This is a genomic window from Kitasatospora papulosa, from assembly GCF_000717245.1.
Taxonomy (GTDB): domain Bacteria; phylum Actinomycetota; class Actinomycetes; order Streptomycetales; family Streptomycetaceae; genus Streptomyces; species Streptomyces papulosus.
In genome coordinates this window covers 304,120-322,166 of the sequence record NZ_JNYQ01000003.1, presented here as the reverse complement: position 1 = coordinate 322,166, position 18,047 = coordinate 304,120, and the positions used below count along the sequence as shown (strand labels likewise).

Sequence of the window (18,047 nt, the reverse complement as noted above, 5' to 3'; positions counted from 1 at the left end):
TGGTGTCGCACGGCCTTTCGCCGCTGTGTGAGGGGTCAGGTCAGCGACGACGTCCCTGGCCGTACTCGCCGCCCATGTCCTTGTCGCTGCCCATGTCCTTGCCGTCCGCGTAGTCGATCTTCTCCTTGCGGAGCTCGGCGGACACTTCCTTCTGTTCGGTGACCTTGCTGGTCTCGAGACGGACCCGCTCCACGGGGACCGCCTCCTTGCGGACGGTGGCTCGTTCGGCGTGCAGGGTGACTTCGACGTCCTGTTCGCCGAGTTCGGTCCGCCCCTTCACGGCTCCCTTCTCACCCGGCTGCAGAGGCTCGCGCACCACGCGCACCTCCTCGTGGGACACCGGCACGGTCCGTGTGACGTTCTCCGTCACGACGTACTTGTGCAGGCGTGCCTTCCCGCTCTCGTACTCCTCCGTACCGACCTGGAGCTGCTCCTCGGACCGGACCATCTCCTCCCGGCCGGTGCCGCCGGCGGACCGTTCGGCTCCGGCACCCGCGAGCGGGCGCGACGTGGAGGAGGTCTCCGTGTCCCGGTGCCTGCCCGTGCCGGCACCGGTGGTGCCCATGCCGGCGGTGGTGGTGCCGGTGTCCTTCGCGTGTCCGGTGCGCGCGGTGCCGGCCGCACCGGCCGCACCGGCTGCCCCGGCCGCGCCCATGGCTCCCGTTCCGGTCCCGGACGTCGTGCGCGCGTCACCGCCCGCGCCGGCCGTGCCCTTCCTGGTCATCCCGTAGTGGCGGTAGAGCTCCTGTTCCTCCGATACGGAGAGGTGCGCGTCGGCGTCCACCCGGGGAGCGTCCTTGACGCGTTCCTTCGGGTGCGAGACGTGCAGGTCGGAGCCCACCCGGCGGGCTCCCGCAAGCGGCACGAAGCTCTCCTTCATGCCGAACATGCCGGTCTTTACCGTGATCCAGTCGGGCTTGCCGGTGTCGTCGTCGACGTACACCCGCCCCACGGTGCCGACCTTCTCCCCGTCGCTGTCGTAGACGGTCAGACCGTCGAGTTCTCCGGAATCCGTGAAACCGTCAGCGGCTCCCATGGCCGATTCCTCCTCGCCCGGGCGCGTCCTGCGGTCGGGTCCAGCAGGGAAGGCGCGTCCGGCTTCCATCGCGCCTCACCCGGTTGGACGCTGCAACTTCCCGGCCCGGGCGCCGGGAGGCCCGAAGGACCGGGGAGGGGCGGTGGCCCCGTTCCAGGGGGCTCTCGAACCGCTACACGCGTTACGCCATTCGGGTGAGAGCCCTCCCGGACGCGCCGGTGACCCCGTCCCGGCCCGACCGTATGATCGACGCGCCCGAGCCGATCGTCGGCGGGCCTGACGAGGGGAGCGCCATGGGATCCCCGGGCACCCGCCTGCCCCGGCAACGTGGCGAGCTTCTGACCAGGCAGGAGGACGGCCTCGGACTGCACCACCTCGTCTGGCGGCTGGGCCCCGGCTGGCGGGCCTGCAGCAGCGCCGTACTCGGGGGCGGGATCGGGCCGCGCGCCTGGATTCTGAACGCCCAGGTACCCGGCGGCTACCCCCGGCTCGACCCCGAGCGCCACCTCGCGGAGATCGCGGCCGCCGAGGCGCTCGACGGCGCAGGGGCCGGGCTGATGACTGCGGCCGACGTCACGGCGTACACCGCCGCCGACGACGGCGGGGTGACCGCGACCGTCACGAGCGGGCTAGGCGTACGGGGATGGGCCGCCGTTCCGGCCGAGGGCTCGGCCCTGCCGCAGCCTCCGGGCACGGTCAACATCGTCGTCACCCTCCCCGTGGCGCTCTCGGACGCGGCCATGGTGAACGCGGTCGCCACCGCCACCGAGGCGAAGGTCCAGGCGCTCCTCGACGCCGGACTCGACTGCTCCGGCACGCCGACGGACGCGGTGTGCGTCGCCGCGCCCGACCCCGGGGGACATCCGGGCGAACCGTTCGCCGGACCGCGTTCGGTCTGGGGCGCGCGACTCGCCAGAGCCGTGCACCGTGCCGTGCTGGAGAGCGCGCTGCGGCAGGCTTGAGGCCCCGCAGTCCCGGGACCGCACCGCACCGACGAAGGGAATCTCCCTCATGACCACCGCACCCACCGCCGGAGCATCCCGGGGCCGACCGACCGTCGCGGTCCTGGGCACCGGGATCATGGGATCCGGGATGGCCCGCAGCCTGCTCAGGGAGCGGCTGCCCGTCCGCGTCTGGAACCGCACCCGGTCCAGGGCCGAGCCGCTGGCCGCCGACGGCGCCACGGTGACCGACACGGCCGACGAAGCGGTACGCGGCGCCGACGTCGTCCTCACCGCCCTGAACGACGGCCCGTCGGTGGCGCAGACGCTCACCGCCGCGGCGTCCGGACTGCGTCCGGGGCAGGTATGGCTGCAGAGCTCCACCGTCGGCCTGGACGCGACGACCGACCTGGCCCACCGGGCCGCCGGACACGGACTCGTCTACCTCGACGCCCCGGTCTCCGGCACGAAGCAGCCGGCGGAGCAGGGCGCGCTCACCGTGTTCGTCTCCGGCCCGTCCGGTGCCCGCGCGGCCGTGCAGCCCGTCCTGGAGGCGATCGGGCAGCGGACCGTGTGGGTCGGCGAGGAACCGGGCGCCGCCACCCGGCTCAAGCTCGTCGCCAACACCTGGGTCGTCAACCTCGTCAACAGCGTGGCGGAGTGCCTCAATCTCGCCGAAGGACTGGGCCTCGACCCGCAGCTCTTCCTGGACGCGATGAAGGGCGGGCCGCTGGACACCCCGTACCTGCAGGGCAAGTCGGCGGCGGTGCTCTCCGGCGATCTCAGCCCGAGTTTCGCGCTTTCCACGGCACTCAAGGACACCCGGCTGATCATCGACGCGGCCGAGGCGGCGGGGGTGACGCTCGACCTGGTCGCCGCCTCCGCCGAGCGGTTCGCCCGCGCGGAGGCGGCCGGACACGGCGGCCAGGACATGATCGCCACGTACTACGCGGGCCGCCCCGGCGGGGCGTGAAGCCCCAGGGACGCTAAGGGCCCTGGGGAAGCGCAGACGGCGGGTGACTCGTCACGGTCACCGCGGGGCCGGGCAGCGGGCCGGTCGGGCCGCGGGGCGGTCGGGCCGCGGGGCGGTCGGGCCGCAGGGCGGTCGGGCCGCAGGGCGTCACGCCGCCGGTCCGGCCTTCGACCCCCGTACGGGCATGCCCACTCCGTCGCCCAGGTCAGGCCTCACGCACGGACACCGCTTCGTAGACGAGGGCTGAACTCCCCTCGGGGCCCCGGCAGGTCAGCCGGCCCGGCGGGGTGCGCCGGGCACGGACCTCGACCTCCAGCACCCTGCCGTGCGACGTCCCTCCGCTGATCCTGACGCGCCATCCCTCCTCGACGCGAAGGGTGCGGACGATCGCGTAGTCGTGCCGGCCGGCCGGACCGAAGCGCCGCAGCACCGCGGCCACGGCTGCCTGCTGCGGCGGGTGCAGGGTCGTGTAGCCCCGGAGATGACCGGCATGGATGCGGCCGGCCAGGTGTTCCTCCATCACGGTGATCGACGAAGCGGGGTCGAGCCCGCCGTAGTAGACGCCATCGGGCACGACGACTACGTTGGCGGCGAACCTGTCCCCGCCCACATGCGTCGATTCCCACACCAGGTCGGGCCAGCGCTCGCTGAGGACTTGGCCCACGGGACGGCCGCGTACGGCACAACAGGCGTCGTGCAGACCGTGGGCGCAGACGAGGACGACGGGCGGTCCGCCGCGGTCCCCCGGGGACCGCAGAGCGGTCTGGATCGCGGCCAGGTCGTCGTCCCGTCGCCAACTGCCCCACTGCTGCCTCAGAGCACCGGATTCGTCATGGCGCAGTACCGCCCAGCGATCGCTGCCGTGGGGACGACGGCGTCCGGGGCGCCTGACCAGGAGTACCCGGGCCCGGCTCGCCCGGGCAGCCGAGAACACGAGTTCCTTGACGCCAGGTTCGAGGTCGAGACCGTCGAAGCCGTCGGCCGGCCAGCCGCGCCTGTACTCGATGAGCACCCAGACGCGGCCGTACGGAGCCGTTCCCGTGAACACGTCTCCTCGTGCCCGGGCGGCGTCGGCGCAGAAGAACCGCTCCGCCGGGGTCACCGGTTCCCGGGCAGCAGCACCCCGGCCCGCAGCAGCCGCCCGGCGAGGGCGAGCCCGAGGTCGCCTGCCGTACGGATGCCGCCGTCGAGCAGGCGGGTCACCGGCGCGAGATCGGATGCCGGCAGGTCGAGGTAGCCCACCCGGGTGAACAGCCGTGTCCCTGCCAACCGTGCCTCCAGCGCCTCCCGCAGCCGTACCGGTGTGGTCGGACCCAGGCCGTTCAACGCCGACAGCTGGGCCAGCGGCCCCAGCGGTGCGGGGCGGCCCTCGGCCCGCCGGGCGCGTTCGAACGACGGACCGGGGTCGGCCTCGGCCACAGCGGCCAGGAGACGCTCACGGACCAGTTCCCGCTCGTCGTCCTGACCACCGGCCCCCAGAGGCAGGGATCGGCGCATCGGAGGGTCGTCACGCAGCGCTGCTAGGGCGGCCCGGGCCAGCTGCTCGGCCAGGGCGTAGCGGGTCCAGGTGTGGACACCGAGGGTGAGATGGATCGACACCTCACCCTGGGCCCGGGCGGAGTGCAGCCAGCCACGCGGCAGGTAGAGCACGTCCCCGGGGCCGAGCACGGTGTCCAGGTGAGCCGTGCTCCGTGCCGCCGCGTCGGCCACGGCCGGCCGGTGATCGGTCCATGGCTGGTCGCGCAACGGGTCGGGCAGTACGGGCTCATGGACGATCCACCGCTTCGTCCCCTCGATCTGGAGGACGAAGACGTCGTGCACGTCGTAGTGGGCGTCGAATCCGCGGTTCTGTGGGGGAGTGACGTAGGCGTTGGCCTGCACGGGATGGCCCAGCTCCGTGCTCAGCTCGGACACGAGACCGGCGACCGGCTCCCAGGTGCGGTGAAGCGCCTGCAGAACGAGCGTGGCTCCGTCGGCGAACGCTCGCCACAGAGCGGTGTCGTCGAGTTGGTCGCCGATGGTGGCGCCGACGCCCGCGGGGGCGGTGAACGACGACTCGGGAAGTGTGGTGCCGCCCTTGGCGACACGGAGGAACGGCGTACGCAGCCCGCGGCGGGAGATCAACTCGTCCACGGCGGCCGAGGAGAACACGTCGGAGAAGTCACTCGCACCCCGGGTGAGCGCCGCGGTCCGCGCCCAGACGTCACGGGCGAAGTCCTCCCGGCTCAGTCCGGTCAGGCGAGATTCCAGAACGCCGACGCCCCGCTGGGCGCCGACGTCCTGGACCTGGGTCCGGAACAGGCTCAAGAGCCGCTGCCGGCGCCGCCGTCGGCTCCGCCGTCCGCTCCACCGTCGTGGGCGCCGGGCGTACCGGCCGCTCCGCCGTCCGCGGGACCTTCCGCTCCGCCGTCCGCCCCACCGTCGTGGGCGCCGGGCGTACCGGCCGCTCCGCCGTCCGCGGGACCCTCGGCCCCTCCGTCGGCGCCTCCGTCGGCGCCTCCGTCGTGGACGCCGGGAGACCCCGCCGCTCCACCGTCCGCAGGACCCTCGTTCTCGTTCGCGTCGCGCTCGGGGAAGGCCATCGTTCCTCCTGGGATTGCTCCGTACCACGGGGGATTTCCGATATGCGAATGACGGATCACCGGAAAAGACGCTGTGTGCCGGGATGATCCTCAATCACCGTATCCCCGGAGCCGGGAAACCTCGATCCGAGCGGTCAGGGGTGCTTCGACGTCGCTACGGCCGAGGCGACGACGGCCCCGAGGCTGCCACCGGGACGGGATGACCTCCGGAGCCCGGTGTCACAGCTGGTGGCGGACCCCGGCCTCCTGCTGGGCCTCGGTGAGCTGTTCGCGCAGGTCGCCCTCGATGGACTCGCGGGCCTTGCCGCGGCGGAAGAGCGGCAGCACGGTGCGCTGTTTGCCGTCCTCGACCAGCAGGGCGAGCCCGCCGTAGAGCGCGAAGACACCGATGCCGAGACCGGTCCAGCCCGCCGCGGTCTGGAGCGCGTTCCCGAGGCCCGCCTCGTAGAGGCCCGTGAAGGCGAAGCGAACGGAGGTGAGGGTGAGCAGGACGGCGAACAAGGGCTTGGACTGCGCGGCGGCCCCGGCGAGCGCGAGCACGAACGGGACGAGTGCGAGGAGGAAGACGGCCTGTGCCATCACCGGCTTGCCGGGCGGGGAGTCCAGGGACGTCACGCTTGTCCCCGCCCATGCGGCGCCGAGCAGCAGCAGCGCTGTGCCGGCGCCCGCGTCACGGGCCAGGAAGGCGAAGATCCCGCTGACGAGTTGGAGCGGCACGACGAAGATGAGGACGAGGAGCAGAAGGATGCTGCTCTGTTCGGCCGGTACCCAGCCCAGCTGCAGGGAGGACAGGACCGTACTGCCCATGCCGAGGGCGAAGAAGCCCAGTGGCAGCGGGCTGGCGATCGGACGGAGCACGATGCGTGTGACGGCGTCGGTCGTCAGCGGTTCTGAGGGCCTGGTCGGGCCGGAATCCTGGTGCATCGTGCAAGCGTACGAGTTCCGGCTTCCCCCTTTCCGGAGCGCGGGTGGTCCTACGGCGCTTCTTCCCGGGTCCGGAGACCCTGTGGCGGCAGGTGCAGCTGATGGGCGAGCGCAGAGGCGTGCCGCGCCTCCGAACGGTCCTGCTGATCCGCGGGGATCAAGCGGCAGCCCGTCAGCCCCCGGGGCGCTCTCCCAGCACGCAGAACTCGTTCCCCTCGGGATCCGCGAGCACGACCCACGGCTCGTCCCTCCGTTGCCCGATGTCCGTGTGCCGGGCACCGAGGGCCAGCAGGCGTTCGACCTCCGCGTCCCGGTCGTCGGGGCGGAAGTCCAGGTGGAGGCGGTTCTTGACGGTCTTTCCCTCCGGCGTGGTCCCGAAGAGCAGGCCGGGCAGCCGGTCGAGCTCCGGCCTGATCTCGTATTCCTCGGGCGAGTCGTTCACCACGACCCAACCGAGTGCCTCACGCCACCAGCTGCCCAGGGCGACCGGATCGGCGGCGTCGATGACGAGCTGTTCCCACTCGAGTCCCATGGAGACGAGGCTAGCGTCGCATCCGCATGCGGAGAACTACTTCTGTGGCGTCGTTCGGCGGCTCTCCAGCAGGCGGATGAGCACGCTGAACAGGGGCGGCGCGAGGCCGTCACGGGCCGACCCTGTGACCGGAGACGAAGCGATGACCTTGCATTCCGATGTGGCCGAGTTACCGGCGAGGACCGGCATCCTTGGCGTGGACGTCGAAACATTGCCAGGAACCGGGCCGGAGATCGCGCGCTGAGAAAAGAACGATTCCGTGGGTGCGGGTCGCACCATCACAGCAGGCCCCGGAAGGGAGTTCCTGAAATGCTCGCCGGGGCATTTCAGATTGTTCCCGTGCCGCGCGTAGCTTCTCCGGGGTGCTCGGAATTCCTTCGGTGCGGTGATCGCAGTGGAAGGCGAAAATCTCGCGTCGATCCATAAGGCGGCGTCGAGTGGACCGGGTATGCGCGGACCTGGACCTGCCCTTGTTTTCCTCGCTCGGAACACGTGGACAGCGGGCGGGGCGGAACGCCTCAGGCGTTCCGCCCCGCCCGCTGTCCACGAGGCGCAGGTCAGACCCGGCGGTGGCGGCCGTAGTACTCGCCGGTCGTGCGGTGGAAGTCCGCGTCACCGATGTGCTTGTCCTTGTCGAACTCCGGAGAGTCCTTGATCTGGTCCTTCGTGAGGTCGACGTAGACCTTCTTGTCGTCGGTGTCGATGCGGCTCACGGTGCCCGCCGGCAGAAGGACGTGCTTGCCGAAGATCCATACACCGGTGTCGACGACCAGGTAGGAGGAGGTGACGTCGTCGGAGTGCTTGTCGACCTTGCCGATGCTCCCGTCCGTCGCCTCGACCTTGTAGCCGATCAGGTCCGTTCCGGCGGTGTGACCGACGGTCGGCTGGTAACCCCACAGGTTCTCGCTCATGGAAATATCCTTTGTTCGCACGGAAAGAAATGGCTTATTCGGAACGGTCTTCAGGTGGTCGCTCGCACCGTTCGGCTCTTCCGTCCGGGCGAGCTGCCTTTTCCCTCAGCAACCGCTGACAGCCTCGTGCCCCACACAGCCGGGCGTATGTCCGTGAAATCAGTTGTTTTTCGGGCCGATAAGGGGGCACCCGATGCGCCTGCGCGGTGTTTCGTCATCCGGCTTCGCCGGCGACGATTCCAGACGTCAGGTGGGCACTCCTCGGGACGCGGACCTTCCCGTCCCGTCGTCCAACCGTCCTGGTCCGACAGGAACGGGGATCCACTCAGACCACGGTCACCGGGTGCCTCACCACCGCGTCGAAGAGGTAGCCCTGGGTGTTGTGTGCGGTCGTCGCCGGCTGGCTGCGGCCCGAGCGGTCCGTCGCCCGCGCGAGCAGCACACCCGGGCCCGTCTCCCTCGGAACCCAGTCGGTGCTCCAGCGGACCCAGCTGCCCGGCCTGGACTCGTCACGCAGCCGGGCCGGCCGCCACCGGGTGCCCCCGTCGGTGCTGACCTCGACCGAGCGTACCGGCGCGCCGCCCGACCAGGAACGGCCGGTCAGCAGATGCCTGCGGCGGGCGGCGAACGACGCGCCGGGTGCGAGCTCGAAGGCGCTCTTGAGCGTCTGACGGGCCAGCGGGGCGCTGCCCTCGGCCGGGTACCCGGGGCCGAAGAGCCGGTACAGGCCCGTGTTCCACGGGCTCAGCAGCGGCTCCGCGCTCACCTCGATGTCACCCACCCACTTGATGTTCGCGATGCCCACCCAGGACGGGACGATCAGCCGCACCGGGGCCCCGTGGTCCGGAGGCAGCGGCTCCCCGTTCATCTCGTACGCGAGCAGTACGTCGTCCAGTGCCTTGGCCACCGGCAGGGGCCGGCGCACCCTGCCCAGGTTCGTCCCGTCGCTGACGACCTCCGCGTCCAGCCCGCGCGGCAGCACGTCGACCGCGTGTCCGCCGAGGCCCGCACGGCGCAGCACCTCGGCCAGCCGTACCCCGCGCCAGCGCGCCGTCCCGATCGCGCCCAGGGTCCACGCCGTCCCGCCGACCTGCTGGCCCTGCTGCGAGGTGAAGAAGCTCCGGCCGTTACCCGCACACTCGACGAACGCGGTGCGGGTGACCGCCGGGAGGGCGCGCAGCGCCTCGTACGAGAAGCCCACCGGGCCGCCGGCCAGTCCGTCGCCCCAGACCGTCAGCGTCCAGTCCGTCGCGTCGACGACCGGCGTGGCGGTGTGGTTGCGGACGAAGAACCGGTCGGCGGGGGTGAGCAGCCCGGTGTCCCGCAGCGCCGAGAAGTTCGTCTCGGCGTTGGTGCCGCACACCGTGAACAGCTCCGGAGGCAGGGGCTTCACCACCCCCGCGAGCGACTGCGCCGCGTGGGCAGGGGACGCGGCGGCCGGGACCAGCGGGGCCGCGACGGAGGCCGCCGCGACGAGTTTCAGCAGATCACGGCGGTCGATCCCCGCCGATCTCGCGCGTCCGCGGGCCCATTGGCGCATCCGCGTCCGGTCGTAGGAGGATTCCGACGGTGATACGGAACTCGTGGGCGTTCCGGAACTCATGGGTGCTCCAGGGGAAGTGGTCTGCGGTCGGCGCCGGGCGGACCCGGTCGGTGGGGCGGAGGCAGCAACTCCCGTACGAGAGCTGCGACCTGCTCGGTCTCGATGAGGAACCCGTCGTGTCCGTAGGGCGATTCGATGATCCGGAGACGGTCCGCGCCGGGCAGCAGCGCCGCCGCCTCCGCCTGCTGCGCCGGTGGGTAGAGCCGGTCCGAGTCGATGCCGACGATCAGCGCCGGCATGCCCGCCCGGCGCAGCGCCCGCGCCCTACCGCCGCGTCCCCGGCCCACGTCGTGGGCGTTCATCGCTTCCGTGAGCACCACGTAACTGCCCGCGTCGAAACGGCGCACCAGCTTGTCCGCGTGGTGGTCGAGGTAGGACTCCACCTGGTAACGCCCGCCCTGCGCGGGCAGTTCACCGGGCTGCGCCCGTCGGCCGAACCGTGTCCCCAGCTCCGCCTCGCTCCGGTAGGTGACATGGGCGATCCGCCGGGCCAGCCCGAGCCCCCGGTGCGGGCCCGAGCCGGGCGGCGCGTCGTGGTACCGGCCGCCCTGCCAGCCCGGGTCGTTCCGGATGGCCGCGATCTGCATGCTGCCCCAGGCGATCTGCTCGGCCGACGACGCCGTGGGAGCGGCGAGCACCAGCAGTGAACCCGTACGGCCGGGCCGGCTCACCGCCCATTCGAGGGCCCGCATCCCGCCCATCGAACCGCCGATCACCGCGGCCCACCGGCCGACACCCAGGGCGTCGGCGAGCCGCGCCTCCGCCGCCACCTGGTCACGCACCGTCAGACGGGGGAAGCCGGCAGCCCAGTGGGTTCCGTCGGGCAACCGTGACGACGGGCCCGTGCTGCCCTGGCAGCCGCCCAGCACGTTCGGCGCGACGACGAACCACCGATCGGTGTCCAGCGCCCGGCCGGGGCCGATCAGCGCGTCCCACCAGCCGGCCGACGGGTGTCCCGGTCCGGCCGGGCCTGCCGCGTGGCTGTCCCCGGTCAGCGCGTGCAGGACCAGAACCGCGTTCGCGCCGTCCGGTGCGAGGCGGCCCCACGTCTCGTACGCCAGCCGCACACCCGGCAGGTCCGCCCCGCACTCGAGCCCGAGAGGGGCGTCGAACACGGTCCACGAACGGCGGCCGGGCGGGTCCCCCTCCCGCCGGCCTCCGGCGGCCGGCGGGAGGGGCAGCACCGGGGGCGTGGTGTCCCGGTTCAGGACGCCGCCTTCGCGGCGCGGAACCCTGCCTCCAGATCGGCCTTGAGATCGTCGACGTTCTCCAGGCCCACGGAGAGCCGCACCAGGCCCGCCGTCGCGCCCGTCGCCGCGAGCTCCTCCTCGGTCAGCTGGCTGTGGGTGGTGGACGCCGGATGGATGATCAGGCTCCGCACGTCGCCGATGTTGGCGAGGTGGCTGAACAGCTCCACCGCGTCCACGAACCTCTTTCCGGCCTCCACCCCGTCCCGCAGTTCGAAGGAGAGCACCGCGCCGGCGCCGCGCGGCAGGTAGCGCCGGCCGGCGTCGTACCAGGGGCTGGACTCGAGTCCGGCGTAATGCACCGCCGAGACCTCGTCGCGGCCCTCCAGCCAGCGTGCCAGCGCCAGCGCGTTGGAGGTGTGCCGCTCCAGACGCAGGCTGAGCGTCTCCACGCCCTGGAGGAGCAGGAAGGCCGAGTGCGGCGAGAGCGCGGGTCCGAGGTCGCGCAGCAGCTGGACGCGCAGCTTGGCGGCGAAGGCTCCGTGTCCCAGATCCGGCCAGTACCGCAGCCCGTGATAGCTGGGATCGGGTGTGTGGAAGTCCGAGAACCGCTCGGCGTGCGCACCGAAGTCGAAGCTGCCGCCGTCCACGACCACACCGCCGATGGTGGTGCCGTGACCGCCGAGGAACTTCGTCGCGGAGTGGATGACGATGTCCGCGCCGTGCTCCAGCGGCCGCAGGAGGTAGGGCGTGGGCACCGTGTTGTCCACGACGAGCGGAACTCCCGCCTCGTGCGCCACGTCCGCCACGCTCCGGATGTCGAGCACATCGCCGCGCGGATTGCCGAGCGTCTCGGCGAACAGGGCCTTGGTCTCCGGCCGGACGGCCGCCCGCCAGGCTTCGACGTCGTCGGGGTCCTCCACGAACGAGACCTCGATGCCGAACCGGGGGAGCGTGTGCCGGAACAGGTTGTACGTACCGCCGTAGAGCGAGGCGGAGGAGACCACGTGGTCCCCGGCGCCCGCGAGCGTCAGGAGCGCGAGGGTCTCGGCCGCCTGCCCGGACGCGAGCGCGACGGCGGCCACGCCGCCCTCGAGCGCGGCGACGCGCTGCTCCAGGACGTCCTGCGTGGGGTTGTGGATCCGGGTGTAGATGTTGCCGGGCTCAGCCAGTGAGAAGAGGTCGGCCGCGTGCCGGGTGTCCCGGAAGACGAAGGACGTCGACTGGTAGATCGGTACCGCACGGGCCCCTGTCGTCGGATCCGGCACCGCGCCGGAGTGGATCTGCTTCGTCTCGAAGGACCAGGCTGCCCCGGCGTCCTGCCGGTCGTGATCCTCAGGTGTGTGCCCCGCGGTGACGGAGTCGACGGGCTGGCTCATGTCATACCTCGCACGGTCGTTCGGGAGGATGTCCGCCGTTCGGACGTGGTCCGCGCGAGCACGGTGGCGTCGCCGCGGCGGCGTACTGGTTACGGACCGTAGAGGCCGTTCGAGGCGGGACGGAAGCAGGTCGTGCACGTGGCCACGAAGCTGCAATGCCGCCGCAACAGACACGCCGGGCCGGCCCCGCGTTCCACGGAGCCGGCCCGGCGTCGGTCGTGCGTCAGTCCTGCGCGAGCATGCCGTCGTGGAGCTTTCGCAGGATGCGGCTGAGCAGCCTGGAGACGTGCATCTGGGAGATGCCGAGCTCGTCGCCGATCTGGGCCTGCGTCATCTCCTGGCCGAACCGCATGTCGATGATGCGGCGCTCACGCGCGTCGAGCTCGCCGAGCAGCGGTGCGAGCGCGTGGAGGTTCTCCACCGTCTCCATCGCGGGGTCCGGTTCGCCCAGTACGTCGGCGTACGCGCGCCCGGCCGTCGTCCGGCCCGCGTGGTCCCCGGCGTCGGCCGGCATCTCCAGCGAGCCGGCCGTGTAGCCGTTGGCGGCGACGAGGCCCTCGGTGATCTCCTCCTCCTCGAGATCGAGGTACCCGGCGAGCTCCTGGACCGTGGGGTCACGGTCGAGCTCCACCGCCAGAGCCTCCTTGGCCTTCGCGAGGTCCACCCGGAGCTCCTGGAGCCTGCGCGGCACATGGACGGCCCAGGTGGTGTCCCGGAAGAAGCGTTTGATCTCCCCGACGATGTACGGCACGGCGAACGACGTGAACTCGACCTCACGGGCGAGGTCGAAGCGGTCGATGGCCTTGATCAGGCCGATGGTGCCGACCTGGACGATGTCCTCCATGTCACCGCTGCCCCGGTTCCGGAAGCGTCCTGCGGCGAAGCGCACGAGGGACAGGTTCATCTCGATCAGGGTGTTACGTGCGTACTGGTGCTCGGGGGTGCCCTCGTCCAGGGCCTGCAGCCGGTCGAAGAAGAGCCTCGACAGCCTTCGTGCGTCCCGCGGGGCGATCAGCCCGGCGTCCTCGATCCAGGGGAGTCCGCCGGAGGCACCTGCTCGTTCCGCGCCGGCGGTTTGTGCAGTGTGCGCGGTCATCCCGTCACGCTCCTCAGATTGTCGGCCTGAGGTGTGGGCGCGTGCCCGATGGGTGGCAACTCATGCGTGCGGAGGCTGATTTGAGCCGAGCTCTTGCCGGATATGGCTTGAAATCGCTGGAGTCGTCCTCCGTGGGGCACACCGGGGCGCTCTGGATCACGGGGGCGCACAGAACCGCCCCACCGGTACGGGGGAGCCCGGTGGGGCGGCCGTCTCCAGGGTGCCACAGGCCGGGACCCGTTGGGGGTGAATCCCGCGCAGTGGTGCACATCCGCTGCATCCGGCGTCCGCGGTCCCGAGCACACGGGAGTGTGTGCTCGGGACCGCGAGGCCGTGGGATGCCGGACGAGGCGCGTGTACGTGCTGCCCGGGGGTCCTTGATTGCACGCTCGTGAACAGTACGGAGGTGCGGGAATAGGCGCGGGGTGGCCCGGCCTTCCCTCCCTGTCGCCGACCGCCGAAACAACCGGAGTGAGAGAGTCCATGCCCGAGCCCGCACCCCATCCGCTGGACAACCCCGCCCGCGCCTCGCTCGCCGGCCCGCACGCCCACTTCGCCGAGCGGCGCGGTCGCATCCTGCGCTACAGCCCCGACGTCACACCCTGGCTGGCCCTGCCGGACGCGCCCGAGGCCCAGGACTGGGCCGATGTGGCCGCTCTCGCGGGCCCCGGCTCCCCCGTCACGCTCACCGCCTTCCGTGAGCCCCCTCCCGCCGACTGGGAGATCGTCTTCCGGGCCGAGGGCGTCCAGCTGGTCGACGACACGGTGGACGCCGCCCCCGATCCGGAGGCCCTGCTCCTCGGTCCGGCCGACGTCCCGGAGATGCTGGACCTGGTCGAGCGCACCCGCCCGGGCCCGTTCCTGCCGCGCACCGTGGAGCTCGGTACCTACCTCGGCATCCGCCGGTCCGGAGTTCTCGTGGCGATGGCGGGGGAGCGGCTGCACCCGCCCGGCTGGACCGAGATCAGCGGCGTCTGCACCGACGAGTCAGTCCGGGGGCAAGGGCTCGCGTCCCGCCTCGTCAGGGCCGTGGCCCACGGAATCAAGGAGCGGGGCGAGACTCCCTTCCTGCACGCCGCCGGGTCGAACACCTCAGCCATCCGGCTCTACGAGTCCCTCGGCTTCACCCTGCGCCGCAGGACGGCCTTCCTGTCGGCGCTGGTCCCGGCGGACCCGGTGCCGGCTCCCGACGCCAGGACCCGGGACCGCGGGGCGGGTAGCTTGGAACACGTGGGGCGATAGGGACGAACAGGCGGGAGGCATGCCGTGGTCCTGGGACTCCGGCGCCCGTCGGCGGCGCGCAAGACGCCGCTGCCCGGGGTGGACACGGGTGAGGAGTCAGCGGGTGCCTCCCGGATCGGGAACGTGGCGCTCGCGCTGTGGCTCTTCCTCCTCACCGCCGCGGTCGTCCTCCTGGACGCCTTCACCGGTGACGACCTCCCGGTCATCCCGCTTTTGGTCGTGCTGCCCGCGCTCACATCGGTCTTCTGCTCGGTGCGGCAGACCACGGCCGTGGCGGCATGGGTCACGGCGGTCGTCGTGGCGACCAGGATCCCCGCCGCCGGTGCCTTCTGGGACGTGCTCTTCCTCCTCGGCTTCACCGCCCTCGCCAGCTCCCTCGGTGTCGTCGCCTGTGCCGCGCGCATCCGGCACGCCACCGAGGTGGCGAGGCTGCGGACGGCGGCCGTCGCCCTCCAGCGGCAGATCCTGCGCCCGCTCCCCGTCCTCACGCGCCAGATCTGCGCCCACGGGCTCTACGAGCCGATCGAGGAGGACCGCTTCGTCGGCGGTGACGTCTACGAGGTCGTGCAGTCGCCCTACGGCACCCGCGTGATCATCGGTGACGTGCAGGGCAAGGGGCTTCCCGCGATCGGAGCCGGTTTCGCGGCGCTCGGAGCGTTCCGGGAGGCCGCCGTGCGGGAGCCCGACCTCGTCGCGGTGGCCGATTCCGTCGAGGACGCGGTCGTCCGGCACAACGCCCTCACCGCCGAGGCCGGAGAGGCCGAGCGCTTCGTCACCGCCCTGGTGCTGGGGTTCGACGGAAGCGACCGGGTACGGGTCGTCAACTGCGGGCATCTGTGGCCGCGGCTGCTGCACGACGGCGCGGCGTCGGTGGTCACCCTGAACCGGACGTCCGTACCGCTGGGCATGGCCGAGCTCGGCGGTGAGGCGCGGGCCGCGGAGTGGATCGACTTCCCGCCGGACGCCGCCCTGCTCGTCTGCACCGACGGGGTGACCGAGGCCCGCGACGCCACGGGGGAGTTCTACCCCTTCGACGCGCGCCTCGGCTGGTGGGCCGACCGCGAACCGGACCAGGTCGTCGAGGCGCTCCAGGCCGACCTGCAGAACTTCGCGGGCGGAGTGCGCCGGGACGACGTCGCCGTGCTCGTCCTGACCAGGCCCTCGGACGGGGCGGACGTGTCGAGCCTTCCGGAGGCGAGGCCGTCTGGAGAGGGCGGCCCGTAATCGTCCCCTGCGACCGGCCGTCGCAGGGTTAGACTGACTCCCATGGGTTCGTACTACTTCTTTCTCTGATACGCGGCCGGGCCGCCGCCACGCGACGCCAAACGTCGCCGCGTGACCCCTCGGGTCACGCCCGTGTGCCGCGGTCCGCTCGGTCGTCCGACACCCCTGCCCCCGAGCGCGCCCGCGTCCACGACGCCGACGTGCGCGCTGCCGCGGGCCTGTCACTTCAGGGAAAGCACCCATGTCTTCTCAGCGCACCCGCGCCCAACTGGCCATGCACGACGTCTCCAAGGCGTACGGCGACCGTTCCGTCCTCGATCAGGTGTCCCTGACCGTCCGCCCCGGCGAGAAGGCGGGCGTCATCGGCGAGAACGGCTCCGGGAAGTCCACCCTGCTCCGGCTGATGGCCGGCACCGAGGTCCCGGACGGGGGCGACGTCACCGTCAGCTTCCCGGGCGGCAGCGGCCACCTCGCCCAGACACTCGCACTCGACCCCGGCAGCACGGTCCAGGACGCCGTCGACGCCGCCCTCGCCGGGCTCCGCGACCTGGAGCGCCGGATCCGCGAGGCGGAGGAGACGATGGCCGGCGAGGAACCCACCGACGCGCGGCTCGCGGCCTACGGCGACCTGCTGACGGCGTACGAGGAACGCGGCGGCTACCAGGCGGATGCCAGGACCGACGCCGCGCTGCACGGCCTCGGGCTCGGCCACCTCACCCGGGACCGCGCACTCGGCACCCTGTCCGGCGGGGAGCAGTCCCGGCTGGCCCTGGCCTGCGTGCTGGCCGCGGCGCCCGAACTGCTGCTGCTCGACGAGCCCACCAATCACCTCGACGCAGCCGCCGTCAGCTGGCTGGAGGACCATCTCCGTGCCCATCGGGGCACCCTCGTCGCCGTCACCCACGACCGTGCGTTCCTGGAGCGCACCACCACCGTGATCCTGGAGGTCGACCGCGATCTGAGGAGCGTCTCCCGCTACGGCGACGGCTGGGACGGCTACCGCACGGCCAAGGCCGCCGCGCGCCGGCGGTGGGCGCGGGAGCACCAGGAGTGGCTGGAGGACCTGGCTCGCACCGGGGAACTGGTGAGCAGGGCCGGACAGCGCCTCGCGAGCACCGGGAAGGACCCCGGGCAGGGCTTCGGCAAGCACCGCCGGTCGCACGAGACGAAGCTGTCGGGCCAGGTCCGGTCCGCCCGGGCCAGGCTGGAGGAACTGCGCCGCTCACCCGTCCCGGAGCCTCCCCGGCCGCTGCGCTTCACCGGCGACCTCGCTCTCGCCGCCGAGGCCGACGGCCCGTCGGACGGCACGGGCGGCCGTGTCCCCGTGGTCGAACTGGAATCCGTCCGCGTCGGCGAACGGCTGTACCTGCCTTCCCTGAGGGTCGAGCCAGGCCGGCGGCTCCTGGTCACCGGGCCCAACGGGGCCGGGAAGACCACGCTCCTGCGTGTGCTGGCCGGTGATCTCGCGCCCGACGCCGGTACGGTCCGGCGGCGGGGCAGGATCGGCTACCTCCCGCAGGAACTCCCCGCCCGTCCCACCCGCCGCACGTTGCTCGCCACCTTCGCCGCGGGCCGGCCGGGGTTCCCCGAGGAGTACGAGGACGAGCTGCTGGCCCTCGGCCTGTTCCGTCCGGACGACCTGGCCGTGCCCGTGGCGGCCCTCTCCGTCGGGCAGCAGCGCAGGCTCGCCCTGGCCCGGCTGGTGACCCGCCCGGCGGACCTGCTGATCCTCGACGAGCCGACGAACCACATCGCGCTCGGTCTCGTCGAGGAACTGGAGGCGGCGCTCGAACGGTACGAGGGAGCCGTCGTCGTCGTCTCGCACGACCGGAGCTTCCGGGGCCGCTTCACCGGCGAACGCCTCGGGCTCCGGGCAGGGCGCGCCGTGACGGAGGACTACGCCTCCGAGGGGGTGCGCCCCTCGCGCACGTAGGCGCGCAACCGCTCGACGAACACCCGCTGGCCCGCCACGAGCCGTTCGAGGGCCTCGTCCGGCGTGCACCAGGCGAACCGGTCCATCTCCGGGAACTCCCGCAGCACGCCGGAGCCCTTCGGCCACTCCATGGTGAAGGTCCCCGGGACCGCTCCGGCGGGGTCGAGCCAGGCGTCCACTGCCCAGACGGTGACGATCTTGCCGCCGGCCTGACGTGCCTCGCCCAGCGGAACCCAGACGCCGTCGGGGACGGGCAGCCCGAGTTCCTCCTGGAACTCCCGGCGCGCGGCGGCGGCGGGCTCCTCCTCCGCGGGCTCGTACTCGCCCTTGGGGACCGACCATGCCGCCGTCTCGCGCCGCGCCCACAGCGGCCCGCCCATATGGCCGATCAGGACCTCCGCGTCAGGCTGGCCGTCCTCGCCGGCCACGACCCGGAAGAGCAGGACACCCGCGCTGCGTCTGACAGTCGACATGTCGTCAAGTG

General features: G+C 72.2%; 17 protein-coding genes. 5 read left to right on the top strand and 12 right to left on the bottom strand.

What is annotated here, in order from left to right; all coding sequences use genetic code 11:
* Nucleotides 1-40: 40 nt before the first annotated feature.
* On the bottom strand, nt 41-1,036 hold the full coding sequence (locus tag IA22_RS0109940; protein ID WP_014157918.1) for a PRC and DUF2382 domain-containing protein: 996 nt from the start codon (nt 1,034-1,036) through the stop codon (nt 41-43).
* A gap of 242 nt (nt 1,037-1,278) precedes the next feature.
* On the opposite strand from IA22_RS0109940, the gene IA22_RS0109935 reads away from it, so the two are divergent.
* Complete coding sequence (locus IA22_RS0109935; RefSeq protein ID WP_015575931.1) at nt 1,279-1,998, top strand: adenosylcobinamide amidohydrolase; 720 nt, start codon at nt 1,279-1,281, stop codon at nt 1,996-1,998.
* A 49-nt stretch (nt 1,999-2,047) separates the two neighbouring features.
* Complete coding sequence (locus IA22_RS0109930) at nt 2,048-2,950, top strand: NAD(P)-dependent oxidoreductase (RefSeq protein WP_015575930.1); 903 nt, start codon at nt 2,048-2,050, stop codon at nt 2,948-2,950.
* Between the two features lie 205 nt (nt 2,951-3,155).
* Here the strand turns inward: IA22_RS0109930 and IA22_RS0109925 are convergent, their stop codons facing one another.
* From IA22_RS0109925 to IA22_RS0109880, 10 genes are all read right to left on the bottom strand, one after another.
* Nucleotides 3,156-4,052: a sucrase ferredoxin gene (locus tag IA22_RS0109925; RefSeq protein WP_030123365.1), complete on the bottom strand. Its 897-nt coding sequence runs from the start codon at nt 4,050-4,052 to the stop codon at nt 3,156-3,158.
* A complete protein-coding gene (locus tag IA22_RS0109920) occupies nt 4,049-5,257 on the bottom strand; it encodes a cupin domain-containing protein (RefSeq protein WP_030123364.1) in 1,209 nt (402 codons plus the stop codon). Before IA22_RS0109920 ends, IA22_RS0109925 begins: the two co-directional genes overlap by 4 nt.
* Nucleotides 5,254-5,532: a hypothetical protein gene (locus IA22_RS0109915; RefSeq protein WP_030123363.1), complete on the bottom strand. Its 279-nt coding sequence runs from the start codon at nt 5,530-5,532 to the stop codon at nt 5,254-5,256. The genes IA22_RS0109920 and IA22_RS0109915 overlap by 4 nt, the downstream gene beginning before the upstream one ends.
* Nucleotides 5,533-5,751: 219 nt before the next feature.
* Nucleotides 5,752-6,456 carry a GPR1/FUN34/YaaH family transporter gene (locus IA22_RS0109910; protein WP_014157924.1) on the bottom strand — a complete coding sequence of 235 codons (705 nt, stop codon included), beginning with the start codon at nt 6,454-6,456 and terminating at the stop codon, nt 5,752-5,754.
* Between the two features lie 172 nt (nt 6,457-6,628).
* Nucleotides 6,629-6,988, bottom strand: a complete 360-nt coding sequence (locus IA22_RS0109905; RefSeq protein WP_030123362.1) for a VOC family protein — start codon at nt 6,986-6,988, stop codon at nt 6,629-6,631.
* Nucleotides 6,989-7,545: 557 nt separating this feature from the next.
* The gene (locus IA22_RS0109900; RefSeq protein WP_014157926.1) at nt 7,546-7,899 is read right to left on the bottom strand and encodes a PRC-barrel domain-containing protein; all 354 of its coding nucleotides are present in this window, start codon (nt 7,897-7,899) and stop codon (nt 7,546-7,548) included.
* A gap of 325 nt (nt 7,900-8,224) precedes the next feature.
* On the bottom strand, nt 8,225-9,502 hold the full coding sequence (locus IA22_RS0109895) for a sulfite oxidase (RefSeq protein ID WP_030123361.1): 1,278 nt from the start codon (nt 9,500-9,502) through the stop codon (nt 8,225-8,227).
* Nucleotides 9,499-10,686: a homoserine O-acetyltransferase MetX gene (gene metX, locus IA22_RS0109890; RefSeq protein WP_030123360.1), complete on the bottom strand. Its 1,188-nt coding sequence runs from the start codon at nt 10,684-10,686 to the stop codon at nt 9,499-9,501. Before metX ends, IA22_RS0109895 begins: the two co-directional genes overlap by 4 nt.
* 20 nt (nt 10,687-10,706) lie before the next feature.
* Nucleotides 10,707-12,068, bottom strand: coding sequence for a bifunctional o-acetylhomoserine/o-acetylserine sulfhydrylase (locus IA22_RS0109885; protein ID WP_015575922.1), 1,362 nt, complete (start codon nt 12,066-12,068; stop codon nt 10,707-10,709).
* A gap of 223 nt (nt 12,069-12,291) precedes the next feature.
* Nucleotides 12,292-13,164 (bottom strand): RNA polymerase sigma factor SigF, encoded by an 873-nt coding sequence (locus IA22_RS0109880; RefSeq protein ID WP_030123358.1) that lies wholly within the window; start codon nt 13,162-13,164, stop codon nt 12,292-12,294.
* A gap of 483 nt (nt 13,165-13,647) precedes the next feature.
* Here IA22_RS0109880 and IA22_RS0109875 point away from each other — a divergent pair, with 483 nt between their 5' ends.
* The 3 genes from IA22_RS0109875 to abc-f all read left to right on the top strand — a co-directional run bounded on the left by IA22_RS0109875 (nt 13,648) and on the right by abc-f (nt 17,563).
* Complete coding sequence (locus IA22_RS0109875) at nt 13,648-14,406, top strand: GNAT family N-acetyltransferase (RefSeq protein WP_030123357.1); 759 nt, start codon at nt 13,648-13,650, stop codon at nt 14,404-14,406.
* A gap of 24 nt (nt 14,407-14,430) precedes the next feature.
* Entirely contained in the window at nt 14,431-15,630 is a 1,200-nt protein-coding gene (locus IA22_RS0109870; RefSeq protein WP_030123356.1) for a PP2C family protein-serine/threonine phosphatase, read from the top strand.
* Nucleotides 15,631-15,871: 241 nt separating this feature from the next.
* The gene (abc-f, locus tag IA22_RS0109865; protein ID WP_030123355.1) at nt 15,872-17,563 is read left to right on the top strand and encodes a ribosomal protection-like ABC-F family protein; all 1,692 of its coding nucleotides are present in this window, start codon (nt 15,872-15,874) and stop codon (nt 17,561-17,563) included.
* On the opposite strand, the gene IA22_RS0109860 is transcribed toward abc-f, so the two are convergent.
* The gene (locus IA22_RS0109860; protein ID WP_030123354.1) at nt 17,527-18,036 is read right to left on the bottom strand and encodes an NUDIX hydrolase; all 510 of its coding nucleotides are present in this window, start codon (nt 18,034-18,036) and stop codon (nt 17,527-17,529) included. The genes abc-f and IA22_RS0109860 overlap by 37 nt on opposite strands.
* Nucleotides 18,037-18,047 lie beyond the last annotated feature (11 nt).